Annotated in this window: 20 protein-coding genes; 2 read left to right on the forward strand and 18 right to left on the reverse strand. The window is 69.9% G+C overall.

What is annotated here, in order from left to right:
- A partial coding sequence (locus tag D7X12_RS20730; protein ID WP_439329385.1) for a GspE/PulE/PilB domain-containing protein occupies positions 1–735 on the forward strand: 735 nt, incomplete at its 5' end.
- Between the two features lie 7 nt (positions 736–742).
- Positions 743–2,668: a hypothetical protein gene (locus D7X12_RS20735; protein ID WP_120627009.1), complete on the forward strand. Its 1,926-nt coding sequence runs from the start codon at positions 743–745 to the stop codon at positions 2,666–2,668.
- A 1,882-nt stretch (positions 2,669–4,550) separates the two neighbouring features.
- Here the strand turns inward: D7X12_RS20735 and D7X12_RS45500 are convergent.
- The 18 genes from D7X12_RS45500 to D7X12_RS20825 form a co-directional block, all read right to left on the reverse strand.
- Positions 4,551–5,009: a hypothetical protein gene (locus D7X12_RS45500; protein ID WP_439329386.1), complete on the reverse strand. Its 459-nt coding sequence runs from the start codon at positions 5,007–5,009 to the stop codon at positions 4,551–4,553.
- Positions 5,006–8,827 (reverse strand): type VI secretion IcmF C-terminal domain-containing protein, encoded by a 3,822-nt coding sequence (locus D7X12_RS20745; protein WP_120627011.1) that lies wholly within the window; start codon positions 8,825–8,827, stop codon positions 5,006–5,008. The genes D7X12_RS45500 and D7X12_RS20745 overlap by 4 nt, the downstream gene beginning before the upstream one ends.
- Positions 8,828–8,829: 2 nt before the next feature.
- Positions 8,830–9,162, reverse strand: a complete 333-nt coding sequence (locus D7X12_RS20750; RefSeq protein WP_147443747.1) for a hypothetical protein — start codon at positions 9,160–9,162, stop codon at positions 8,830–8,832.
- On the reverse strand, positions 9,159–9,800 hold the full coding sequence (locus D7X12_RS20755) for a DotU family type IV/VI secretion system protein (protein ID WP_120627013.1): 642 nt from the start codon (positions 9,798–9,800) through the stop codon (positions 9,159–9,161). Before D7X12_RS20755 ends, D7X12_RS20750 begins: the two co-directional genes overlap by 4 nt.
- A gap of 11 nt (positions 9,801–9,811) precedes the next feature.
- Positions 9,812–11,458, reverse strand: a complete 1,647-nt coding sequence (locus D7X12_RS20760; protein WP_120627014.1) for a type VI secretion system baseplate subunit TssF — start codon at positions 11,456–11,458, stop codon at positions 9,812–9,814.
- Positions 11,459–11,519: 61 nt separating this feature from the next.
- Positions 11,520–12,122 (reverse strand): hypothetical protein, encoded by a 603-nt coding sequence (locus D7X12_RS20765; RefSeq protein ID WP_120627015.1) that lies wholly within the window; start codon positions 12,120–12,122, stop codon positions 11,520–11,522.
- A gap of 25 nt (positions 12,123–12,147) precedes the next feature.
- Positions 12,148–13,806 (reverse strand): hypothetical protein, encoded by a 1,659-nt coding sequence (locus D7X12_RS20770; RefSeq protein ID WP_120627016.1) that lies wholly within the window; start codon positions 13,804–13,806, stop codon positions 12,148–12,150.
- A complete protein-coding gene (locus tag D7X12_RS20775) occupies positions 13,806–14,195 on the reverse strand; it encodes a GPW/gp25 family protein (RefSeq protein ID WP_120627017.1) in 390 nt (129 codons plus the stop codon). The genes D7X12_RS20770 and D7X12_RS20775 overlap by 1 nt, the downstream gene beginning before the upstream one ends.
- 4 nt (positions 14,196–14,199) lie before the next feature.
- Positions 14,200–15,453, reverse strand: a complete 1,254-nt coding sequence (tssK, locus tag D7X12_RS20780; RefSeq protein WP_120627018.1) for a type VI secretion system baseplate subunit TssK — start codon at positions 15,451–15,453, stop codon at positions 14,200–14,202.
- A gap of 84 nt (positions 15,454–15,537) precedes the next feature.
- Positions 15,538–16,119, reverse strand: coding sequence for a hypothetical protein (locus D7X12_RS20785; RefSeq protein WP_120612142.1), 582 nt, complete (start codon positions 16,117–16,119; stop codon positions 15,538–15,540).
- 52 nt (positions 16,120–16,171) lie between these two features.
- Positions 16,172–17,659: a type VI secretion system contractile sheath large subunit gene (gene tssC / locus D7X12_RS20790; protein WP_120627019.1), complete on the reverse strand. Its 1,488-nt coding sequence runs from the start codon at positions 17,657–17,659 to the stop codon at positions 16,172–16,174.
- Positions 17,660–17,697: 38 nt separating this feature from the next.
- On the reverse strand, positions 17,698–18,342 hold the full coding sequence (gene tssB, locus D7X12_RS20795; RefSeq protein ID WP_120627020.1) for a type VI secretion system contractile sheath small subunit: 645 nt from the start codon (positions 18,340–18,342) through the stop codon (positions 17,698–17,700).
- A gap of 134 nt (positions 18,343–18,476) precedes the next feature.
- Positions 18,477–19,373, reverse strand: a complete 897-nt coding sequence (locus D7X12_RS20800; RefSeq protein ID WP_120627021.1) for a hypothetical protein — start codon at positions 19,371–19,373, stop codon at positions 18,477–18,479.
- A gap of 14 nt (positions 19,374–19,387) precedes the next feature.
- The gene (locus D7X12_RS20805) at positions 19,388–20,479 is read right to left on the reverse strand and encodes a type VI secretion system protein IglI family protein (RefSeq protein WP_120627022.1); all 1,092 of its coding nucleotides are present in this window, start codon (positions 20,477–20,479) and stop codon (positions 19,388–19,390) included.
- Positions 20,472–20,858: a DUF4280 domain-containing protein gene (locus D7X12_RS20810; protein ID WP_120627023.1), complete on the reverse strand. Its 387-nt coding sequence runs from the start codon at positions 20,856–20,858 to the stop codon at positions 20,472–20,474. The genes D7X12_RS20805 and D7X12_RS20810 overlap by 8 nt, the downstream gene beginning before the upstream one ends.
- Positions 20,859–20,875: 17 nt before the next feature.
- On the reverse strand, positions 20,876–22,597 hold the full coding sequence (locus tag D7X12_RS20815) for an acyl-CoA synthetase family protein (RefSeq protein ID WP_120627024.1): 1,722 nt from the start codon (positions 22,595–22,597) through the stop codon (positions 20,876–20,878).
- A 15-nt stretch (positions 22,598–22,612) separates the two neighbouring features.
- Positions 22,613–23,518, reverse strand: a complete 906-nt coding sequence (locus D7X12_RS20820) for a hypothetical protein (protein ID WP_120627025.1) — start codon at positions 23,516–23,518, stop codon at positions 22,613–22,615.
- Positions 23,519–23,609: 91 nt separating this feature from the next.
- A partial coding sequence (locus tag D7X12_RS20825; RefSeq protein WP_147443748.1) for a cyclic nucleotide-binding domain-containing protein occupies positions 23,610–24,755 on the reverse strand: 1,146 nt, incomplete at its 5' end.

The following is a 24,755-nucleotide window of genomic DNA, read 5'->3' on the forward strand; positions in this document are numbered from 1 at the left end:
GGCCCAGGCCCCAACCGCAAGCGGCGGCTCGGGGAGATCCTGAGTGACGCCGGCCTGCTGACCGAAACCCAGCTGCGCGCCGCGCTCGCCGAGCAGCGCAAGTGGGGCGGACGCCTGGGCCTCACCCTGGTGCAGATGGGCTACGTGGACGAGAACTCCATGGTCCACGCGCTGTCGCGCCAGCTCGCCATCCCCACGGTGGACCTGGACCGGCACGTCCCCTCCCCGCCCGCCATCCAGGCGCTGCGCGTGGACATCGCCGAGCGCTACACCGTGTTCCCCATCGCCGTGGACCTCGCGACCAAGGTGCTCACGGTGGCCACGTCGGATCCCACCAACGTGGAGTCGCTGCAGGAGCTGGCCTTCCACGCCGCCCAGCGGCTCCAGGTGGTGGTCGCGAGCGCGTCCTCCATCGAGCGCGCCATCCGGCACCACTACCACGGGGAGGTCACCTCCACGGCCGCCACGCCGCTGAGCTTCGGCATGGAGGAGGTCACCTTCGAGCTGGCCCCGCCGCAGCAGGCGGAGGCCGTGGCCCCTACCCCGCCCCCTCGCGCGCAGGGCCCGGCGCCACGCGACACGGAGCTGCTGTCGAGGGTGGACGCGCTCACGCAGCAGGTGGCGGACCTGGAGCGCATGGTGGCGCAGCAGGCCCGGGTGATGCGCGGGATGATGGAAGCGCTGGAGGCCCGAGGCGCGCTGACGCGCGAGGAGGTCCAGGCGAAGGCCCGGTAACGACGGCATGGCGTTCCCCTTCGATGAAAAGCTGAAGCTGGAGCTCACCGTCACCGCGGCGGAGCAGCCGTTCGTCATCCCCGGCGGCCAGGTGCAGGCCTTCTCGCTGCGGATGACGCCCTCTGGCTTCACGGGCTCGCTGACGTTCTGGACGTCGCTGGAGAAGGCGGACGCGCCGCTGTTCACCGCGTTCAGCAAGCCGGACCTGGTGCGCGTGAAGCTGGCCCTGTCCGGGGTGTACGACCCGCCCGCCGCGCCGCTGCTCGTGCAGGGCATCGTGACGGAGAAGCGCGTCTCCGGTTCGGAGCACGGCCTCAAGGCCGGCGTGGCGCTGGCCTTCCGCAAGTACACCGTGGAGTTCGCGGACCCCGCGCGGGTGCTCTGGAAGCAGCACCGCCCGGTGGAGCTGCACACCGGCAAGAAGCTGTCGGAGCTGTTGGATCTCCACAAGCCGGGCGGCCTGCTGCTCACGTACGACTGGGACGCGCTGGACGCGAAGCAGGCCCTGGTGTGCCTGGGCATCGGCGACGACCACCCGTCCGCGAGCTTCTACGACTTCGTCCTCTGGTACGTGGACACGCGCGGCGGCGTGCTCACCTACGCCAGCCCCACGGACACGTACACGTTCTCCGCGAAGAAGCCCGCCACGGGGACGGTCGCGGCGCTCAGCCGCAAGCACGTGGAGCGCGTGGACGTGGAGCTGCCCCCCGTCATCCGTCACGGCACGCGGGTGCTCAACGGCTTCGGGGCCGCGCCGACCACGGTGGCGTTGGATCAGGCCCAGGCCGTGGCGGGCATCCGGCACGACATGCTCGTGCGCACGCCCATCGCGGCGGAGGCCGAGCAGCGCCAGTCGCTGGAGAAGGAGCGCCTGCGGCTGCGCAAGCGGCGCTTGCGGCTGACGTTCCATGACGTGCCCCCGCTCGCGCTGCACCCGGGCGCGTTGATCAAGCTGGACGGGCCGCTCTGGAGCCCGGACCTCACCGGCCTGGGCGAGGACCTGCGCGTGGCGGAGCTGTCCTTCGACGGCGTGGGCCTCCAGGCCGGCCCGCACGACGGTCAGCAGGAGGCGACGGAGGGCTACGAAGTCACGCTGTCCGTGCTCCTGGAGCAGAAGTCGGATCCGGCGCCGGAGCTGCCCGCGTACCGGCCGCCCCACTACCCCATCTACGTCGAGGGCAAGGTGCACAGCCCCGGCGGTGAGGCCACGGACCGCATCTACCTCCAGGTGGATGATCCGAAGACGTCGGTGACGAGCTGGCGCGTGACGGTGCCGCTGTGGAACAAGACGGTGAGCGTGCCGGCGGAGCCCGGCCTGTTCCCGGGCACCTTCTACTTCCCGCCGTACAAGAACGAGCGCGCGCTCGTGGCGCTGCACTTCGACCACGCGGCGCTGCACCGCTACCTGGACTGGGGCGAGGGCGTGCGCATGCCCCAGGACAGCCAGGGCGACCAGATCCTCTTCGGCAAGAACGGCACGAACCAGACGGCGATGACGCACGACTACCTGGACGCCAAGCCCGTCTGGAACCTGGGTCGCGTGAACTCGAACGACACGGAGATCATCCGCATCTCCGAGGGCCGGCTCCTCATCCAGACGAAGGAGGAGCCCGGCGGCGCGGCGACGACGCCCACGTATGACGTGACGCCGCAGGTGGAGACGGCGAAGGGCGACCTCACCGCGGGCGTGGAGGGCGCGGTGGGTGAAGCGACGGCGGCCTACAAGGCCTCCTCGGCGACGGTGAACGCCAAGCTCAACGCGGCCTCGGAAGAGACGGGCGCGGCGCTCTCCGCCGCGGAGGCGAAGGTGAAGGGACAGGCCGCCGAGTCTCGCGCGAAGCTGACGGGCGCACTCAACGGGCTGGATGGACAGGCGGGCGCACTCAACAGCTCCGCCGCTGAAGCCAAGGCCGCACTGGCGGGGCTGCGATGAACGAGCTGCGCGCGGCGGTGGCGAAGCACAAGGCGACCGTGCAGGGCTTCGGCTCGGGTGTGACGCCGCGCCTCACCACGGCGAAGGGCGAGGTGGAGGCGCTGGCGGAGGGCGTGCTGACGATGGTCGCCACGCTGCGCCCCACGGTGGATGGGACGCTGGGGAAGCTGCTCGCGCAGGTCAACGCGGCGAACGTGAAGGTGTTGGACCCCTCCTCCCGCTTCCAGGCGCTCGCCGCGGAGGTGCAGGGTCACCAGCAGGCCCTGTCCGCGTCGGGCACGAAGGCCCGCGCGTCGTCGGAGTCCCTGGGCAAGGAAGCGACCGCGAAGAGCCAGGGCCTGGAGGCGCAGGCGAAGACGTCCGCGGAGTCGTCGCAGGGCCAGCTCACCGCGCTCCAGCAGCAGGTGGGCCAGCAGTGCGACGCGGACAAGAAGTCCTTCGACGCGAAGCTGAAGGCCCGCAAGGGCTCCCAGGCGGACACGGAGGCGCGCCGCGCGCAGGGCTACGCGCTGATTGAACAGACGCGCACGCAGCTCACCCAGGACCTCCAGGGCGTGGGCTCCACGCTCGCGGCGGCGCTCGCCGCGGTGCTGGTGCGCCTGGCCACGTCACGCGACACGGCCACGGGGAAGAGCACGCAGCTCACGGCCGTGGTGGACGGCGCGGTCAACGACCCCGTCCGCGCGCTGGCCGCGCTGCACCAGGAGATCGTGGACGCGGGCAAGACGACGCAGCAGGCCCACCAGCAGCAGGAGTCCGCGCTGGGGACGCAGAAAAAGACGCTCGCGGGCCAGGTGAAGGCGGCCGCGACGACGGCGGCCGGCATCGTCGACCCGGTGGACACCCAGGTGACCCCGTCGCTGAAGATGGGGAAGACGCAGGCGTCGGGGACGCTGGAGACGCTGGGCAAGACGGTGGGCGGTCAGGTGGCCACCGTGACGGCGCAGCTCGTGGCGGTGGAGCAGCTCATCGACCAGGTGCAGCAGCGCATCGAGGGCGTCATCACCCAGGTGAGCGCCACCCTCGACGGGCTGGTGACGGGCACCCTCACGGCGGTGGAGGGCATCAAGGCGCCGCTGAAGCAGACGCTCGACGCGGCCTTCACCACGCTGGACACGCTGGTGGCCAGCATCAGCGCGCTCAAGCAGCAGGTGATGGCCCTGTTCGAAGTGCTACCCCAGAAGCTGGAGCAGCTGCAGACCCTCTTCCAGCAGCTCGTGGGCTCGCTGGAGGCGCTGCTGGAGCGCGCCATGGGCCTGCTGGACGCCATCCCCGCCGCGGACCTGCCCAAGCCCCTGGTGACCCCGGCGGTGCAGGGCATCACCCAGGTGGTGGGGCAGATCACCACGCAGCTGGGCACCCTCTCGTCCCAGGTCGGCAGCCAGCTCCAGTCGCTGACGCAGACCATCGTCTCGCAGGTGGAGACGGTGCAGACCCAGGCGCAGACGCAGATCGACACGGCGACGAACCAGGTCGTGACGCAGATGGGCTCGCTGACCCAGTCCGTGCTCCAGGGCATCGAGCAGGCCACGGCCCAGGTGGCGCAGGTGATTGCCGCGGGCGTGACGCAGATTGGCACCGCGAAGGAACAGGGCGTCCAGCAGATAAAAGCCATGCAGCAGCAGGTGGCCGCGCAGGTGACGCCGCTGGACACGCAGGTGCCCGAGCGCCTCAAGGCCCTGGACGCGCAGGTGGGCGCCGGCATCGCCGCGGCCGTGCAGGCCATGAAGACGACGCGGGCGACGGCGGAGGGTCAGGTGACGTCCGCGAAGGGACAGCTGGACACGCACCTGGGCACGATGAACACGTCCGTGACGGCCGGGCTGAAGTCCCTGGAGCAGGCCCGCACCAGCGCGGAGACGACGCTCGCCACCCAGGTGGATCAGGCCCTGGCGGCGTTCAAGCAGCGCGCGGACTCCTGGGTGGACAGCTGTCGGGGCAGGTCCGTCCGGATGCGGCTCTCCTGCAGCTCGATGTCCACCGTCTTCGGCACCGGCACGTCCAGCAGGGCCTGCCACGCACCATTGGGCGTGGTGAAGAGGAAGCTCACCGCCACCGCCTGCTCCGGCGGCAGGGGGATCTTCACCTGCTTCGTGCGGCTGGGGTAGATGACCACCGTCTGCAACACGGACTCGTCCGGGCTGATGACCCTGGCCGCGACGTCCGCGTAGCCCTCCGTCATCGTCGTCTTCGACACCGTACGGATGAGCATGTACAGCGGCCGGCCCTGGTTGGTGCCCGCCGGGGCCTTGATGTTCACCGTCAGGCTGGGCGACGCACAGCTCCCGCCCACCACCGCCGCGACGAGTCCCGCCGCCAACCGCACCGCCCTGCTCTTCATGGCACCACCCCACGGAATGGCGCCCACGGCTCACCACGCAGCCCGAAGCTGATCTCCAACACCTTCTCGTTCGCCGCCAGCCCCCGCCCCGGGAGCACCCACACCACGTTCTGCTGATCCGTCAGCGTGGCGGACTCCAGCAGACGGAAGCAGTTCCATGACGACTCGGACATCTCCATGGAGCGGTAGCGCTTGCCCTCGCGCGACGGCGAGCGCAGCTCCACGCCAATGGACGACGGCTGCGGGCTCCACCAGCTCAGCGGGAAGTCCCCCCACGCCGGCCGCTGGTTGAACCCGAACGACGCCGCCCCGCCGCACTTCAGGTATGACAGCGTCACGAAGCTGTCCGGCGTCGGCGCCGTGGGCAGGGGCAGCGGCCGCACCTGCATGGTGATGGGGCGGGGCTTGCCTTCGTCGTCCCAGAGCAGCCGCGACAGGCGGCCCAGCTGGCCCAGCACCGTCAGCATCCGCGGCGGCAGCAGCAGGCGCGACTTCAGCGGCCAGCGCAGGGACCAGTCCGTCCCGCGCTCCTCCACCACCGGCGACAGCACCTGCGTGACGAACTGCCAGAAGGCCCCGTCCTTGCGGCGCAGCACCTCCAGCTCCACCGGGTCCACTTCCTGCGACGCGCTGGGGTTGAAGGGGTAGCGCTTGACGATCGGCTCCAGCGTGCGCCGGGACTGGTAGGCCCACTGCTCCGCGATGACGCGCTCCAGCTCCGCGCGGCCCCGGTTGCGCACGACGACGAAGGGCTGGCGGAACGGCAGCCGGAACTCGCCCACGACTCCGTGCGCATCCAGCCACGCGTCCACCCGGCGCAGGTACGAGTCCTCCTCCTCCAGCAGCATGCTCAGCGCCACGCGCCCCACCGGCGACAGCATCTCCGCCAGCTGCGAGCCTCCCGCCGCCGTCGTCGCGCCAGCGGCCACGGGCGCCGCGGCGTCCTTGGGCGCGGCGGGCTTCGCCGACGCGGGCTTCACGCCGGACAGCTCCTGCTGGAGCTGCGACACCAGCGTGGTGTAGGCCGCCAGCTCCGCGAGGCTGCCGCTCTTGTCCGGCGTCATCAGCGCCACCACCGGCTTGAACGGCGCCACCGCGTCGCGCATCGGGGCGTAGTACTCGCTCTCCAGCGGGCCCACGCTCGCGCGGCTCGCCACGTCGCGCAGCATCGCCTCCAGCGCGGACGACGGCTGGAGCAGCGCCGCCAGGTCGCTCGTCAGCGCGCCCCGCGTGGTGCGGAAGCGGTAGCCCCGGTAGCTGGCGTAGAGGTCCTGGCCGTAGCGCTTGGCGAACGTCTGGACCTTGTTCTGCACGAAGGTGGCGCGCTCCACGGCCTCCTCGCGCGACAGCCGCGACTTGGCGAGCCGCTCGGTGAATTCGTCCACCAGGGGGCTCAGCTGCGCGTCGAACGCGGCCCGGCCGAGCACGCGACCCACCACCGGCGCCTGCGCGCTCGCGAACTCCGTGTCGTCGTCCCCTGCCCCTTCGCTGGCGACCTCCGACGTCGTCTCACCCGTGCGCGGGTTGAGCGACTGGCCGTCGAACGGCGAGCGCCCCGTCTCCTTCAGGTGCCGGAGGATCTTCTCCAGGAGCTGCCGCGACACGTCCACCGGACGGAACTCGTAGTCGCGCTTGAGCACCTCCACGGAGTAGCGCGCGTCGCCGTCGCTGGGGGCGAAGAGGCCGTCCGCGCGGGTGAGCAGCTCCGCGGCGGTCATCCGCTCGGCGGCGCGCAGCGCGGTGTCCGCCTCGTCCTCCATGCGCAGGATGGCCTCCAGCTGCGCGCGGTTCAGCCGCAGCCAGTCCAGCCCGTCCAGCAGGCTGCCCACGCCCTTGAGCTGGCTTGCGTCCGGCTCCGCGTCGGACGCGTTGATGAGGTCCATCACCTGGCGCGCGGAGCTGAACGGGATGCTCTGCTCCAGCGTGGCCCGCAGCTCTTCGCGTTCGTCGCGCAGCGCCCGCCACCGGGGCAGGTCCAGCTCCTTCGCGTCCAGCACGGCCTGCAGCTGCATGAAGTGTTCGCGCCACGGGCCCAGCAGGCCCTCCATGGACAGCCACACGAAGGGCCAGCGCGTCCACGTCACGTTCTCGTCGAAGGGCTTGTCGCTGGCGATGACGTAGTTGGCGACCATCGGCTCCGCGAGCCCCATGGCTTCCAGCCAGTTGTCATCCTTGCCCTCGCCGGCCAGGCTCAACCCGAAGGCCTCCGCCGTCCAGCTCAGCTCCTTCTTGCTCTCCCCGTGCACGCTCTGCAGCACGAACCGGCCCAGGTCCTCGTTGCGGGAGGCGTACAGGATGCCGAGCGTGTGGAGCGCCTGCTCCGGACGGCACAGCGTCTCCTGGTGGCAGCTCTCGTGCTCCGGGGTGACCTGCAGCGGCACGGCGCGCGTGGCGCGGGCGTTGAACACCGGCGCGGGCTGGCAGCCGGGGATGCGTCCGGGGCAGCGCCGGCACTGGTCCTGGCACTTCTCCAGCAGCGGCTTGAAGTAGGACATCCGGATGCTGCGCGCGAGCCGGGACCGCAGGTCCTCCCACTCGTCGGTGAAGCTGTGGGCCAGGGGCGGCCAGTAGCGCGTGGCGCCCCACAGGTCCTCCATCGCCTTCACCGCTTCGGTGGTCTGCGCCTGCACCACGGAGCCGGCGACGTTCTGGTTGCGCTCCTCCAGCCGCATCACCGTGACCTGGAACGCGTCCAGCCTGTCCTGCGCGCGCAGGAGCAGCCGGTAGAAGTGCGCGTACGCCAGGAGGACCGGCAGGCAGCACACCGCGACGATGACCGCGCACCGGCGCAGGTGCGTCCAGCGGTAGCGCGCGATGAGCTGATCCGGCGGCTGCGCCGAGTACACCGTCAGCGCGCCCGCCGCCCGCTGATCCGCCGCGCTCGACGACAGGTACACGCGCTCCAGCTTCAGGGGGAACGCCAGCGACCCGCTCTCCACCAGCGTGGACACGAAGCGCCCGAGCACCGCGAAGGCATCACCGCCGCGCGAGTAGAACGACGCCAGCCGCTCGAAGGCGTCCGGCGACATCGAGGTGAGCCCCAGCGCCAGGTACTTCTCCATCGCCTGGAGCGCGTGCGCCAGCTCCCCTTCCCTGCCCGGCGGCGGCACCGGCAGCTCCAGCGGCACGCCGTGCCTCTGCATGAGCTGCGCGAAGTCCGCGAAGCCCTCCAGCGCGTCCATGTGCGTCAGGGACAGCCGCGTCTCCACCGACGCCTGACACACCTCCGCGAGCAGGTTCACCTTGCCGCGCAACAGCTGGGTGATGCGCTTCACCTCGTCCGGGGAGGTGTCCAGCAGCCACCGCACGTCCAGCACGATGACGGCCCGGCCCACGTGGCGCCGGCCGAAGCTGGCCTTCCACAGCCGGCGGAGCGCGGCCCGCGCGTGGTGGGAGCCGTCCTCCAGCACCGGCGCGGACACCTCCTGCACCACGACCTCCGGCCCCAGGTACATCTGGAGCAACGGATCCTCGGTGAAGCTGGGCATGAACTGACGCGCCTGCCGCCGCCAGTCCACCTCCACGTCGATGAGCTTCGTCTTGCCGCTGCCCGCGGGCCCCAGCACCACCAGCGTGGGGAAGTCCCGCACGGACGCGCGGTAGCGCCACGGCAGCGCGCGCAGGAACCGTTTCCGGATGGCCAGCAGCTGCCCGGACGCCAGCGGCCGCTGCCCGCCCGTGAGCGCCGCCGGCTGCCGCTGCCGCTTGCGCCACCACAGCGCCACGCCCACGCCAATGGCGGCCAGCGCGAGCAGGATGCTCAGCACGAGCACCCAGTGCGCCTTCAACGCCAGGCCGATGGACTGGAGCGCGCCCACCGTCAGCCGCTTCCCTGTCCGCTGGTGCGCGCAGCCAGCTGAAGCGCCTCCAGCACGTCCTCCGCCTCCTCCAGCGTGGAGGTCAGCTTCGCCCGCAGCTTCTCCTGATCCTGCGGCGACGGCAGCATCCCCTCCCCCGGCGGATCCAGCGCGACGAGCCCCAGGCGCACCTCATCCAGCAGCGGCTGCACACCCTCGCGCAGCGTCCCCAGATCCGCGTCCACCTGCCGCTCCAGCACGTCCAGGAGCGCCAGCGCCCGGGGCCTCGGCGGCTGCGGGGTGGACGGCTGCGGGGCGGACGGCGCGCGGCCGTCCCGTGTGGGAAGGGGCCTCAATTGGAGGCCCACCACAGGAGGACGGGCAGCCCCAGCACGATGGCGGCCGTCACGGCGTAGTAGTGCACCGGGAAGTCGTAGACGGTGGGCGGCCCCGTCTGCACCACCGGCATCACCGGCGGCAGGGACGCCGGCTGCGGGATGCGCTCGGAGATGCGGTCCTTGAATTCGCGGATGCGCTCGGGATGGCCCACGAGGCGGCCGGTGAAGCCCGCGGCGAGGCAGAAGCGGATCATTTCAAAGACGATGGGCGGCGTGTCATTGCGACGCAACTTCTCTTCCACGAAGTCGTAGAAGAGGTCGCCACCCGAGTCGACCTGGAACTGGTTCTGCTGCAGGAGCGGCCAGAGATGTTGCTCCGAGTCCGACAGGCGGCGCAGCACCCACTCATCCAGGAAGTAGACGAACGGGCGGACGAGGTCCTCCACCGTGTCCGGCTGCAGGTCCGCGCCGAAGGCCGCGCGCAGCAGCTCCAGCTCCACGAGCAGCGCCTGCGCCAGGTGATCCAGCGCCTCCTGCCCCACCCTGCCCATGGGACGGCGCGCACCGGGGACGGGCTCGGCGGGCAGGGCCCGGTCGAGGAGCTGGCGCACGCGGCGCTGCGTGGCCAGAAGGGAATTCCAATGCTCCAGTTTCATGGTGGTGAGCGCTACGTCGGTAGCTGCAGCGGCCCCAATCCCGCGACCGAGGCTCGCAAATCCACCGAGGCCTCATTGTTCCAAGCATCCAGCAGGTCCCGCAGTTGCTCAAGAAAGCAGATGACGACAGGCTCGAAGCTCACGTCGAACGGCTCCATGACGGCCTCGTAGGCATGGCGGATCCCGGAGCCCTTGAGGGCGCTGTCGGGAACGACACTGAACTTCAGCTCCTTGAGCCAGGGAAGGACGCGGCGGAACGGGCTCTCCGCGGGTGTCCCCAGGTGACCCAGCAGGGCGACCACCTCGTCCCGGCCCAGCGTGGCCTTCGCCTTCCACGCGAGGAACTGCGTCAGCGCCTCCACGTCATCCCGTAGCACGCTGTCGCGGTGGGGCTGGAGGCTGCCCACCGTCTGCCATTTCAAGCCCTCGATGTGCCTGCCCGGCACCGACACCTCCACCCTGCCCGCCGCCTGTGAGGAGAACTGCGGCTGGTGCCACAGCGCTTCCAGGACAATCTTGCGCGGCGCGGTGAACGCCTCCGGCATGCGCACGATGAGGCTCTGCCGGGACGTGAGCTTCTCGTCGAAGGTCTCGTCCACCTCGTAGCTGGGCCCCTTGCCGGGCAGGAAGGCCGGGCGCAGCGGGGACAGGCCCGCCTTGGTCATCTCGAAGACGCCCGTCACCGAGTGCAGGCTGAACTCGCGCCCCGCGCTCATGCTGAGGATGGGGTGCTCCGCGCGGGTGCCGTCCGCGACGATGACCTGCGCGGGCTCCGCCTTGAGGTTGAGCACCGGCACGGTGAAGAGCTGGAAGAAGTCCGGGTGCAGCGACTTGCCCACCGTCCAGTCCTTGTCCAGGTCCAGGCAGAGGCAGAACTTCATCCAGGAGCTGGCACGCGGCGGCGGCACCTTGAGGTGCACGAAGAGCTGCTGCTCCGGGAACTGGAAGAAGGCGCGCAGGCGCTGGAACGGGTGCGCGTAGACGGACGCGTCGTCCGGCGCGGGCGGGTCGCGGTTGAAGGACACCTCGCACGGGCTGCCCACGGAGTGCTCGTCCGCGGACTCGTCGTACACCACGCTCACCTGCTGGATGTGCTTGCGCAGCGCGTGGAACACCGCCAGCGACGAGCGGTAGTCGTCCAGGTGCCGCACGTGCAGGCTGAGCACGTCGATGGGGTCCTTGCGCGCGAAGCGGGACTCGAAGCGGAGGATCAGCCGGTGGCCGCTCCGCACCTGCGGCACCACGTCCGTGGCCTTGAGGAAGATGGGCAGCACGCGCAGATCGCGCTGGAGGCGGAAGGAGCCCGCCACCCCTTCCGCGGGCGTCAGGCGCAGCTCCGTGCCCCGGGTGAGGAGCACCGGCTCCACCATCTTCTCCGTGGGGACGGCCTGCGCCATGGCGGCGGCGGGCACGGGCTCCAGCAGGAAGTCGAAGAAGCCCGCGAAGAGCCGACGCCAGGTGGAGCGCAGGTTGTGCAGCGTCGCGTGCCGCGTCTGCACGGAGAAGAACGCCATCGCCTCGATGAGGCGGCGCACGTCCGGGTCCTCGCGGTCCAGGGGGGCTGCCGGATGGCGCTCCTGGAAGCGCTGCCGGAAGCGCTCCAGCCCGTCCAGCTCCGACAGGAAGTCGAGGTAGATCTTCTCCGAAAAATCCTTCACCGCCCGCTCTCCCGCCGTACGTCAGAAGTCAAAAATCCGAAGTGGAGCCATCCGCTTCGCATCAGCCCAGCTTCACCAGCGAGCCGCCCACGCTGGTGATGGAGCCCTTGAGGTTGGCCATGCCGCTGGCCTCCAGGTCGAGCTTGCCGGTGGCGGTCACCTTGGTCATCGCCCCGGACATCTCCGCCTGCGTCTTGCCGGCGAGCTTCAGCGTCACGCCGTCCACCTTCGCCTCGCCGCCGGACGTCGTCATCTCCGCGCCCATGTTGCCCTTCATGGCCAGCTTCGACGTCGCCTCGATGTTCACGTTGGCGCTGGAGGCGAGCTTCGCGTCGCTGGTGGCCGTCTGGGTGAGCTTGGCGCTGGTGTCGAAGGTCATGTCCTTCGTGCTCTTCACCGTGAGCGTGTCCTGGCTGGTCCACTGCGACACGCCCTTGGACTTCATGGTGATGGTGTCGGTGTCGAAGGTGAGGTCCTTCACGGTGACGACGATGCTGTCCTGCTTCTGCACGAAGGTGCTCGTCTCCTGGGGGCCCTTCACGGTGATGGTGATGCTGGTGCCATCCATCACGACGGTCTGGGTGATTTGATCGTCCGCGTTGTCGACCTGGACGGTGATGCCCTTCACCTTGTCCAGCTCGATCTTGCAAACCAGCGTCCCCATCAGTCCTCCCCGTCCGCGGTCGTGCTCACGTGGACTCTTCCTTCACCAGGATGAGCAGCGTGCCTTCCTTCAGCTCAATCTTCTCCGTGTCGGACGCGTTCGTGCGCTGGAGCCGGAGCACCGGCTTGTTGTCGTCGTAGAAGTGGCGCATGGACGTGCCGTTCTCCGTCGTCTTGCCCACGAGCAGGTGCACGCCCTGCCCGTCCGAGGGCAGCCGCGCCCCCGCGCGCCAGTCCAGGTGCCGCTTGAGCCACGCCCGCTGGAAGTCCAGCGCCACCAGCACGCGCGCGCCCTTGTAGGCCGGGAAGTAGAAGTGCCCGGGCAGCAGGCTCGCGTTGAAGGGCACCTGGATGATCTGGTTGGCGAAGAGCGGCATCTTCACCTTGTAGCTGTCCAGCGACGTGGTGGTGTCGGTGTACGCCTGCCAGGTCTCGTCCTTCTGCGCGCCCACCTCGCTGACGATGAGCCCTTCGACGAAGCGCGGGTACACCGGCGTCACGAAGGGCGGCAGGTCCACGTGCAGCTCGTCCTTGCGCTCCAGGCGCGTGGTGAGCGTGAAGAGGTAGCGGCTCTCCGGTGACGGGCGCCGCACTTCCTCCTCCCCTTCCCCGGCCTCCTCGGGCGGCAGGGGCTCCGCGCGCAGCGTCATCCGGCGCACGCGGAAGGTGTCCGTGGAGGGCACGCCGGCCGCCGCCCACCCGGCCGTCTGGGGCAGCTTCACCAGCGCGCCGGGGGCGAAGGCCACCGTGGGGAAGCGGTTCCACTCCAGGTCCACCTCCAGGCCGCGCACCTTGAGGCGCGCTGTCTCCAGCGTCACCCGCTTCTGCACGTCGTCCGCGATGTCCGTGCGCAGGAGCACGTCCTGGCGGATGCCGGTGACGGCCTTGGCGTTGGTGATGGCCTGGTTCTTGGGGCTCTCCGCGGCGGCGTTGAGGATGGCCACGTCGTGGCGCGCCACCTCCGGGAACACCACCGTCACCGTCTCCACGTCGTCCGCGCGCAGGTTGAGCGGCGTGCCGGTGGCGGCCTTCGCCGCGCGCAGCTGGTAGCCCTGCGCCGTGTAGTCGTACGCCAGCACCCCGTTGCGCGCGTGCACGAACCAGACGACGAAGTCGTAGAAGCTGGCCCCCGACTCCGGGGACAACCCCAAGAAGAGCAGCGGGTGCGTGGCCGCGAGCACCGCGTCCCAGTCATTGGCGAGCGCGATCTTGTCGCCCTTGTGCGCGTCCAGCACGTTCTGCAGGGTCTTCTGCGTGTAGAGCGCGCACGGGAAGTGCTGCGTCCACAAGAGCCGGGCCGCGTCCACGAAGCGCACGGTGTAGTGGCGGTAGGTGATGGCCGCGCCCTTCGCCTGCGCGACGGTCTCCTCCGTGAGGGCCTTGTCCAGCCCCAGCCCCTTCACCTTCAGCGACGTGTACGTGGGCTTCGTCGCCGTGTCGGAGTGCACGGCCTTGAGCTCCAGCGCCACCTCCACCAGGTCCGGCTTGAGGAAGTCCGCGAGCAGCTTGTCCTTCTTCTGTCCGCCGTGCGCCGTCTCGTCGAGGACGCGGAACTCCACCCTCCCCTCGTGCCCCCACCCGTGCAGATCCAGCTCGAACGCGAGGATGTCCGCCGGGGCGATGGCGTGCGCCGTGCCGCCGATGGTGAGCGTGAGGCCCAGGTCCAGGCGCTCGGCGTGAGGCATCAGGTGTCCTCCACGTGGACGCGGACCTGGCCGGTGACGGTGTGGAAGACGATGCGCAGGTGGCAGGGCAGCTCGTCGAAGGTGCCCTTGCAGTCGAAGTGCAGCCACAGCTGGCTGTCACGGCCGCGCAGCTTCACGTCCGGGCCCACGAGCCGGGGCTCGTGCTGGGCAATCTCCTGCTGGATTTCGGCGGTGAGCGCCTCCACCAGCTCGCGCGTGCCCAGCTTCTCCGTGTACCCGCCCAGGCCGAAGTCGCGCATGAAGAAGCCGTAGCCGTTCTTCGTGTTCAGCACGGCTTCGATGTTGCGCATCACGTGCGCCAGGCTGTCGCGCACGTTGGGCCGCTGGGAGCGGGCCGCGAACTTGTCCAGGAAGGGGGCGCGGGCCATGGCGTCAGGTCCTCCGCCAGAACAACGACGCCTGGGCGCCCTTGAGCGCGGGGGAGCCGTAGAAGGCCACGCCGTCCTCGCGCAGCGCGTGCTGCCACTCCTCGACCGTGGTGTCCAGCAGGTGCCAGTCAATCTCCGGCCCCAGCGCGTTCGGCACCGACGTGTGCTCCTTGTACTTGCGCGGCACGCCCGTCAGGGCCTGCCGGCGCACCAGCGGCAGCCGCGAGGGGCTGGCCAGCTTCACGCCGTCCAGCGGGATGGGCTCGCCGGGCTGGGTGCGCTTGACCAGCAGGTACACCTCGTTGGCGGAGCGGACCTCCGGGGGCAGCGGCGAGCAGACGAACTGCCCGTCCTTCACCACGAAGGCCTTGTGCGTGGAGCGCGTGGCCTCCGGCTGGAAGCTGCGCTTGAGCAGGCGGATCCACCCTTCCAGGCCCTGCGCCAGGTCCTCGTGCTGGTACACCGGCATCTGCTCGTCCGGGAGCATCTCCAGGTAGCAGCACGCCTCGAAGTACAGCCGGCGCAGCCCGTCGAACAGGTGGTACGGGTGCAGGTACACCTGCCGGAACATGTCCTTGCGCAGCGCGAGCAGGTGCTGCACTTCAAAGAGCGCCCGGCGCGCGTTGGTGACCCGGTCCGGGCGCAGGTACGTGTCCGTGATCTGCGTGAGCAGCTGCTGGCGCACCTGATCCAACAGATCATCCAGGGTGTTGAGCAGCTTCTCCAGGAAGGGGTTGGGCCCCACGAGCAGCAGCGCGGGCACCCAGTCCGGCGACGTGCGCCAGGCGCCTTCCTCGTCCTGCGATACGGCAACCAGCCCCAGGGACGCCACCGCCCCGTCCAGCACCGGCTCCGAGGACAGCTGCAGCTTGTGGAGCACGCGCTGGAGCACCGGCGGATCATCCGCGTACAGGCGGATGCCCTCCGCGCTGACGGTCTCCTTCAGCACGTGCAGGTAGATGATGAACTCCGTCTTCCCGATGGCGTCCAGCGACAGCGGCCCGATGACGGCGTTGCCCGGCACGTCCAGCAGGTCGCCCGTCTTGGTGACGACGGTGAGCGCGGAGATGGACAGGCTGCCGCCCGCCAGCAGGGCTTCGTTCCAGGCGAGGTGCGCGACCCCATGGGCCGGCAGCCCGGACAGCGTGGCGTGGAGCCGGATCTCGGCGTCCAGCGCGTCTTCCTGCGCGATGAAGTGCTCGGGGAGGAGGGTCTGGCCAACGTGCCAGCGGACCCGTGCGAGCTTGAACCGCTGCATGCGCCTTTGTCTCTTCTTCGCGCCTGCCAGGCCGGGAGCGAGGGTGCTCCCGGCCCGGGCGCGACTTGATTCCGCTACCGGATGCTAGCTGGCCGTCTCCGTGACGCCCCACTTCTTGGCCAACTTCTTCGTCGACGACGTGGCCAGGTTCAGCGACTGCTCCAGCGCCTGCGGCTTCACGCCGATCTGGAACGTGTAGTTCTTGGGCGACTGCACCTCGCGGGACTCGTTGTCCGCGACGGACATGTTCAGCTCGTCGCCGTTCTTCTCCAGCAGGCCCTTGATCTCCGCGTCGAGGAAGTTCGACTTGAAGTACTTCTTGCCGATGGGGTCGTACTCGTAGACGACGTACTTGATGACGACCTCGATGTTGCTGAACTTGCCCAGCAGCATCTCCGCCACGGCCTGCTTGTTCGCCACCGACACCTGGCCGGAGAAGTACATGGCGTCCGTCACGCCCGTATCCCACAGGTAGTGGTTGAGCACCGCGACGACCTTGTCCGCGATGGCCGCGTCCGGGTTCTCAGGATCCTTGATGGTCTCCTGGTCCGCCTTCAGCGCCACGCCACCGATGGTGAGCGCGGTGATGTAGCCAACGGGGGTCTGCTTGTCCTTCTTGAAGTTGAAGCCCTGATACACATCCAGGTTGCGCGAAAACTGGGGCATCTGTCACTCCAGGGTTGAGGGCAGGCTCTCACCTGCCCAATGGGGGTGCGGCTTAACCGAGCCGCGACTCGAGCATCAGCTCCACGTTGAGGCCTTCAAACTGGATGTGCGGCAGCACCGCCAGCTTGCAGTCGTACCAGCCGATTTCACCCGGGCGCGGGTACACGACGACGCTGCTCGCCTTGAAGGGGAAGCGGCGCACGGTGAGGTCGTCCGGGTTCGCCACGGTGGTGACGTAGTTCGACAACCACGAGTCCAGCTGACGCTGGATGTAGTCCGCGTCCGCCGTGTTGCCGATGTTGTCGCGCATGATGCACTTCACGTAGTGCGCCAGCCGCGTGATGGAGAACGTGTAGGCCAGGTTGGTGACGAGCTGCGAGTTCTCCGAGTCCTTGGGGTCCTTGAACGTCTTGGCGACCTTGGCGGACTGGGTGCTGAAGAACGTCGCGTCGCTGGAGCCCTTCCGGTACACGAGCGGGATGAAGCCGGAGCGCGCGAATTCGTACTCGCGGTAGTCCGGGATGGCGATCTCCACCGGGGCCTTGATTTCATCCTGGCCGCGCAGGGAGAACGTGTCCACCGGGAGGCCGGTGATGAGACCGCCGCCCTTGGGGCCACGGATGGACTGGCACCAGCCGGAGATCTCGAACGCCTTCACCATGTTGCGCGCGAGCAGGATGGCGGAGTTGCCCCAGAGGTACTTGTCGGAGTCGCCGCGGGCCTGCTCGGTGAAGTTGAGCACGTCGCACGGGTTCTTGTCCGGGTGCCAGGGCAGGCGCAGCACGTAGCGCGGGAACGTGAGGCCCACGTACGCGGCCTCCTCCGTGTCACGGAACGCGTTCCAGCGGCCGAACCGGGGGTGCGCGAGCACGCCCTCCAGGTTCTTGATGGCCTCCATCTCCTCGATGGTCTCGCAGCCGAAGAACTTGTGGCTGACCGCGGAGATGAACGGGGCGTGCGCGGCGTTGGACAGCTTGGCCATGCGCTGCAGCCAGGTCAGGTCCGCGGGCGTGGAGGAAAACTCGTAGAGGCCGACGATGGCGCCGAAGGGACGGCCGCCGTACTGGTCGTACTCCTGGATGTAGACCTTGTCGAAGAGCGCGCCGGCGAAGATGTTGCTCGAGTTGTTCTCGAAGTCCTCGGTCAGCTCCTCCTTGGCCACGTCCAGCACGTCAATGGCGATGTTCGCCTTGAAGTTGGTGTGGTTGACCAGATCCTCCAGGCCGCGCCACGACGACTCCAGCTTCTGGAAGGTCTCGTTGTGGAGGATCTCGTTCATCTGCGCGTCGATCATGCGGTCGATGCGGCTGATGACGTCCAGCACCTGGCCCTTGTCGAAGCGGGCGGTGTTGTCCGGTCCCTCCACCGGTTCGACGTTCTGGAGCAGCGCGGCGACGCTGGAGAGGAAGCGGCTCTCCAGGGTGACCTGCTGCTCGTCGACGACAGCACCGAAGTTGCTGAGGATCATCGGCTCGGACGCCTGGGGCGGATCGAGCCGGACACTGGTGAAGAGGCGCTTCAGGTAGGTGGTCTCGGCCATGGCGGAGTCCTTTTAGAAGTCGAGTGCGGGAAGGAGGATCAGGACGCGGCCGGGGGCTTGGCCCCGGCGGCAACGGTGGCCGCGACGGCGGCGGTGGCGGCGGCGGCCCCGGCGGCGGGCTTGCCAGCAGCAGGCTTGCCAGCGGCGGGCGCATCCGACTTCGCGCTGACTTCACCCGAAGGCAGGCGCATGCTCTCGTAGCCCTTCAGCTCGTTGAGCAGCTCCTTGAGCGCCTCCGGCTTGGAGAACAGCTCGTAGAGTTCGCGGCGCAGGTCCTTGCGGTTGTCGATGTTCGACTGCATCTCCACCAGGAGCGTCTTGAGCAGCAGCAGCGCCTTGAGCTTCGGCACGTGCTTGACGATCTCATCCGGGTGGAAGGACTTCATCCGGTCGATGGGGAGCTTGACGTCCAGCTCCGACTCCACGTCCGGGTTGATGCGGTTGGCCACCTGGAAGTTGGCGGACATCTTCATGTCCTTCATCAACTCATCCAGGTTGCGGCCGTCGATGGAGCGCAGGCGGCGCGTCTCCAGGTCATTCTTGCGGTCTTCCGAGGAGCCCAGCGAGAAGTCGCCCAGCACCAACAGACGCAACGGCAGGTTCACCGTCTCCTGCTCGCCGTTGATGGTGGTGCGGTACGTGAGGGTGATGCGGGATTTGGGAAGCTGGTCCTGAATGGCCACGGTGACTCCCTGACATTCGCAGCGCGCCTTTTCCCCCCGTCCTACAGGAGCCGTCCCGGGAGTACGCGCTGCGTGTGAACAATTACAGCGTAGGCGCGATCAGGAATTCCCGTCAACCAAGCAAGATCACAGGACTAACGGGGTTCTGCTGATCGCAGTTGAGCGGTGTCCCCCGAGAACAGGAGGACCTCCTGGGTCTGTTCCGGTCCGCCAACCAGGGGTTCGTAGCCCAGGTGGCTGCCGTCCTGGAGCCGCGCGTGGCTGGACTGATCACGCAGCGCGAGGATCACCGCGAGCGCCAGCGGCGTCTCCGCGAGGCTCGGGAAGATGCGGGCGTTGAGGCGGCGGCGGGCCTCCACGGCCCAGGGGATGCCGGCGCCGGAGAAGGGCTCGTTGAGGAACAGCCGCACCTCCACGCCGCCCGTGGGCACGGTGGCGAAGCCGCCCACCGCGCTGCCATCCCCGAGCGCGGCGGCGCCCAGGCGGATGCCCTTGGATTCGATGCGCTGGCGGCGCGTCTCGCGGCGCACCACCACCTCCGCCTCCGGGAACACCTTGGCGAAGAGCCAGTGCAGGCTGCTGGGGCACGCCAGGCGCAGCAGGCGCAGCCGGTGGGCGGTGGAGTGCTCCCACCCGGGCAGGAGCGATTCGTCCCGGTCCGGGAACTGCCCCGCGAAGCGCGTGCGCAGCAGCAGGTGGTCGAAGTAACCCAGGAAGTCGGCCATCGCGTCGTGTTCCAGCCGGTCCATGGCCTGGAAGAGGAAGGATGGCAGCGGCGTCTGGACGCTGAGCAGGCCCAGGTTGACGGTGATGACCACGCGCTTGCGCGGCTGGCGCGTGAACTCGATGGCGTGCACCAGGTGCTGCTGGCTCACGGTGCTGCGGTGGCTCTTGAACTCCACCTCCGCGTCGCCGTAGCCCTCCTTGGCGAGCAGGTCCAACAGGGCCGGCACGTCGAAGCTGCGGATGCGCTCGCTGATGCGCTCCTCGACGGTGAGCTTGCGGCCCGGCTGTTCACGCTCCAGTTCCATGGGGGGGCTTGAGGCTATTCCTCGTACCCGTCGGAGGAGCCGCCCCGGGGCGGACGCTGCTGGGCGGTGAGGAACGCGTCCAGGTCCACGCGGTAGAGCTGATCCAGGGCGCGGAAGCCCAGTGACTCCGTGCCGTGCAGGAGCGGTTCGATGGCGTCCGCGTGCTGGCTCAGCCCGTTGAAGAAGCCGGAGAAGAGCATGGGCAGGTAGACGCGCGGATCAAAGCGCTCCACGGTGGCCAGCACGTCCACGGCGATGACGCTGGCCTTCACGAAGTCCTCGCGCTGCACCAGCGCCTCGAAGGCGGACAGCTTGCGCACCAGCTGCGCGAGCGCGGGCGACATGGGCACGGTCGGTCCCGTGTCCTGGGCCTCGGCGCGCGCCGCCCTCCCCTTGCGCTTCTTCGGGCGGACCTCCTCCTCGTCGTCGTCCTCGTCCTCGTCGTCCTCCTCGTCGGGAGCGGCGGCGAGCGTGGGGCCCGTGGGGGCACCGGGAGCAGCGGGCTCCTCCGGCGGGGGCAGGTACGGCACGCCCTGGCCGTGGGAGCGCAGGGAGCCCATCAGCGTGCGGAAGGCATCCGCGCAGGCGTTCTTCGGCAGCACGGAGAAGGCGGCGATGATGGGGTCACCCATCCGCAGGGCCTCTTCAAGGGGCTCGCGGTTGCCGGGCGTGCACCACGACTGCCATTGCGCGTCCTTGAGGCGCGTGTGGTGCTCCAGCGTCTTGCTCATCATCTTGAGCAACCAGCGCAGGCCGGTGTCCACGAAGATGGGCTTCTTGGGGCCTGGGGGGCCGAAGAAGTCCCAGTTCTCCGTGAGGCTGCGCGACAGCGAGCGGAAGAGGACGGGCAGCGCCTTCATCCCGTCCGCCACGAAGTGACCGAAGAGGTAGGGGCCCAGGATGCGCACGTCGCGCACGCCCTGGCGCAGGAGCGCTTCGGCGGCGCGGGCCGCGTCCTGGTAGGCGCCCCTGGCGACGAGGGCGGTGATGGCCTCCAGGCGCTGATCCGGGCCCTCCGTCTCGTCGATGGGCACGGGCGTGCCGGTGAAGGGGGCGTCGAGCAGCGAGAAGTCGACGGCTTCGAGTGCCAGCGCCGCGTCACCCATCGATGGCCACCACCTGCCCGGGGGAGACGACCTGGATGACGCCGCCGTAGCTGCACATCAGCTTGGAGTTGCTCTCCAGCGCCGGCATGTTGCCGATGAGCACCTTGGGACAGCCGGGGGCCCAGGGGGCCGCGGTGGCGGGGATGCAGGGCATGGGGGTGAGGACGCCCAGGGCCGCCGCGGTCGCCGCGGCCACAATGGGGTTCGCCATGGACGAGCACATGCCGAAGGGCAGCACGTTCATGAAGGGCTTGTTGTCCATGATGTTCGCCGCGGGCGTCGTCGCGAGCACCTTGTTCGCCGGCAGGACCATCAACGACGAGGGAGCCACCCCGAAGCTGCATTGCAGCATCGCTCCCATCACGACCTGGACACCCATGTCCTGCCCCTTTCGGCTCAGCGTGTACCCGGCGGGCCATCTTCGCCCGAAGGGCCTGTTCTTTCCAGCAACCGGCCCCGAAGCGCGGTGAGGGCCTGGAACAACGGGTCCGTCGCCTTGCGGTGCAGCGCGCCGGTGAAGAACTGCGTGGCGCACCACGCGTCGTCCACGGCGCCCTTCTTCCGGTGTGGAAAGAGCGGGAAGAACTCGATCCGGTCGGGAAGGAAGTCCCTGCCGAGCATCATTTCGATGCGCCGCTCGATCTCCTGCCCGCTCGACGGGGGGGCGGGCTCGCTGCCCGTGAAGGCCAGGAGGATGAAGCGCGAGTGGCTGGCCAGGCCCCCGGTGGACACCGGCACCACGCTGGTGCCCACGAGGAAGGGCAGACCGCTCTCCAGCACGGAGGTGACCTCCTTTGACGGGTAGGCGTGGCCGTCATGCCGGAAGCCCATCGTGCCGCCGTAGTGGTAGCGCGAGCGGATCCGCGCGAGCAGCACGTGGCCCGGAGGGCGGCCCTTGTCCGGCAGCAGCGTGAAGACGCCCACGTCCGCGGGGGCACCCTGCCCGCTCACGTTCGGATCCTTCAGGGTCCACCGGCGGCCCGGCACGGGGAAGACGTCCGTGTGTACGTCCGCGTGCGGATCATTCACCCCGCGCGACGACACGAGCACCGCGCCGCCGGCCGCCGCGTCGATGAGGACGTTGGACGACGGCACGGCCTGGAGGCCGCACTGCTTCACCCACGCGCGCCACGCCTGGGCGTCGTAGGGCTCCTCGGGGTTGCGGAACCAGTGCAGCACGTTGCGCATCGCGCCGGTGCGGTGGCGCAAGAGCAGGTCGCGCAGCCGGGGCGTCACGCCCAGGGCGCGCAGCGGGTGCTCCAGCAGCGGCGCCGGGTTGTGCTCCAGGTCCGCCAGCTCCAGGTGCAGGTAGGTGGCGCCCCGCAGCAGCGTGGTGAAGAGGAGCGCCGGCTGGTGCTGGAGCACGGGGAAGTCCGGCGCCGCGAGCATGTCCCCCGGCGCGAGGCCGAAGGTGAGCATCCCGTCACCCAGCGCGCCCTTCCACGCGTTCTCCGCGGTGAGGGGCACCAGCGTGTGCGGCGGATCCACCAGCGGGGAGAAGAGCAGCCCCACCACGTCCGCGGGCTTGTACGTGTGCGACGTGAAGCCGGGCGCTCCCCCACCCCGGCTCTTGAGCAGGAGCTTCTCGTGGCCGCGCAGGAGCGGGAGCTGGTGCGGCTCCGCGGCGATGAACTCCGGCGTCAGGGCCTCCAGGCGCGTGGCCATGGCGCGCGGGCCCAGGGGCGGCAGGAGCGTGAAGCAGCCGCCCAGCCGCAACGTGGCGAGCAGCGACACCAGCAGCTCCTGCCCCACGCCGTGGACGAGGCACACCTTCGCGCCCGGGACGACGCCCTGCTCCGCCCATTCGCTGGCGCGGCGCGCGGCCAGGTCGTGCAGCGCGCGGTAGCCCACCGTCTGCCAGCCCTGCACGCGCGCGTAGGCGCGGAACGCGGGGCGCTCCAGCGCGACGTGGCGCACCACCAGGTCGTGGAAGAAGTCGTACTGCTGGCCCGGGCGGCTCTTGGGGGGCGGCACGCCCTTGCCCGCGTGGGCCTCCACGAGCGCGGCGGCGAACCCTTCCGGATCCTCCCAGCTCTCCTGCCACCACGGCGGCGCGCCCGCGTCCGGGGCGAAGCCCGTGTCCAGCTGCCGGAGGATGTCCTTCACGTCGAAAGGCATGGGGGTGTCTAGCGTCTAGCGCGAGGGAAAGTCGAAGCCGACCTTCACCATGAAGCGGACCTTGGAGCGCATGGCGCCGCCTTCCGGGGCGTGGCCGCCGCTGCCGGAAGAACCCTGGGGCCGTGACTCCCCGCGTCGGAGCGACTGCTGCGACGCGCGCTCGATGGCCGTGGGGACGACGGCGCGCACCAGCGGGTGGCGGGCCTGGAGCGGTGGCACGTGGATGTCCACGTCGCGGCCGAAGAGCCACGCGCCGCAGCGCCAGAGGACGTCATGGCGCCGGGTGAGCAGCGTCCAGAAGCGGTCGCGCGTCTCCGTGGCCTCGAAGAAGAGCGGCGAGGCCTCGTTCTCACGGGCCTCGCCGGGGGCGGCGAGCAGGGCGCGCAGCTGCACCGCGACGCGCTCCACCTCCTGCACGTCCTCGGGCGTCACGGGCGAGCGGCCGGTGAGCTTCGCCTCGTGGCGCTGGAAGAGCGCGACGAGCCCCAGGCAGTCGCCCACGACGTCGCGGTGGCCGTCGCTGCGGCTGGCCTCCACCTCGGCGGCGTCGAGGAAGGCCGCCTCCGCGAGCGCCTCCGCCGTCTTGAGCAGCTTGCGGCGCAGGTGCTGGGCGCGCTCGAAGAGGCCTCCGAAGGTGCTGGCCCGCATGTCGCGCTGCACCTGGAGCGCGGCGAACGCGAGCCCCTGCGCGAGCAGCGGCAGGTCGCGCAGCTCCTCCACGTTCACGCCCGGCAGCGTGGCCAGCTCGTCGTTGCGGGCCAGCACGCTGTCCACGCCGCGCTTCGTGTTGTGGAAGGCGAGCGCGATGTTGGAGCGGCACTCCTCCACGGCGCCTTCGAGCGCGCGGGCCGGAGCGAGGTAGGCGTCATAGCCGGGCTGCGAGCCGAGGGCTTCCAGCTCGGCGATGTCGTCGGGCCCCAATCCCGCTATCGCGTGCGGCGCCCCGCCCTGGCCTCCAGCCATGCCCGCGAGGATAGCGGGCACCCCTGGAGGCCACAACCCGGCGCCGTCCTCAGACGAGGATGAGGTCGTCGTCGTCGTCCACCAGCGCAAGGTCGGACGCGTCTTCGGGGGGGCCCAGGACGCGCTCGGTGCGGCGCAGGCGTTCGTCGGTCAGGTCCGACATGAGCATCAGGACCTGGGGATGGCTGGAGATGAGCGAGTCGAAGTCCTCGCGCGGCAGGCGCAGCAGCGTGGTGTGGCGCGAGGCCTCCACCGTGGCCGTGGCCGGCGTCTTCTGGAGCAGGGAGATCTCTCCGAACAGCTCCCCCTCCCTCAGGCGCGACAGGACGTGCCCGTTCTTGTGCACCTCCACCTCGCCGGAGAGGACGACGTAGAGGCCGTCGGTCACGTCTCCGTCGCGGATGATGAGGTCGCCGCGTTCGACGTCGCGCGCGCGGAAGCGCTCCACCAGTCCGCGCCGGTCCTTGCGGTTGAAGGGGCGGAACAGCGCGGAGCCGTTCATCACGTTGGTGAGCAGGCGATCCCGGCAGAACTTCTTCAGGGCCTGGGCCACGGGCGGATGGCTGTGCGACAGCGCGGCCAGCACCGACGCGGAGATCTCCAGCACCTGCGTGTCGTCGGACGCGGACTCCACGGACGCGGCGCGCGGCGCTCCGGACAGCAACGCCATCTCTCCGAAGAACGCCCCACCCTCCAGCACGGCGAGGTCCTGACGCACGCCCCCGTCCTCGCGGTAGACGCGCACGCTGCCTTCGCAGATGACGTAGAAGGCGTCGCCGTGGCTGCCCTGCGAGAGGATGCGCTCGCCCGGGCCGAAGCGGCGCAGCGGGCAGCGCTCGAAGAGCTGGATGAACGCGTCGCGCGGCAGGTCGGAGAAGAGCGGGATGGACGGCAGCGCGTCCCAGGCGCCAGCGGCGGCCTCCGCTTCCCCGGTCGGCGCGGGGACGGGTTCCTCGTCAGGCGCGCCGTCCGCGAGTCCGCGCTGGGCCGCGAGCTCCACGGCATGCAGCAGCGAGTCCGCTTCAATCTCCAGCTCCGTGAAGCGGGTGGCGCGCAGGGACGCGCGCCAGGGCTCCGGTGCTCCGGCGGTGGTGGCGACGACCGAGGCGCCCGTGGCGGCGACGCGGGACGGGACCTCGGCGCGACGGGGACGCAGGCCGGGAGGGCCTGCCTGGGGGGCCCCCCTGGGGTCGAC

The sequence above is a fragment of the Corallococcus sicarius genome (assembly GCF_003611735.1).
GTDB classification, from domain to species: domain Bacteria; phylum Myxococcota; class Myxococcia; order Myxococcales; family Myxococcaceae; genus Corallococcus; species Corallococcus sicarius.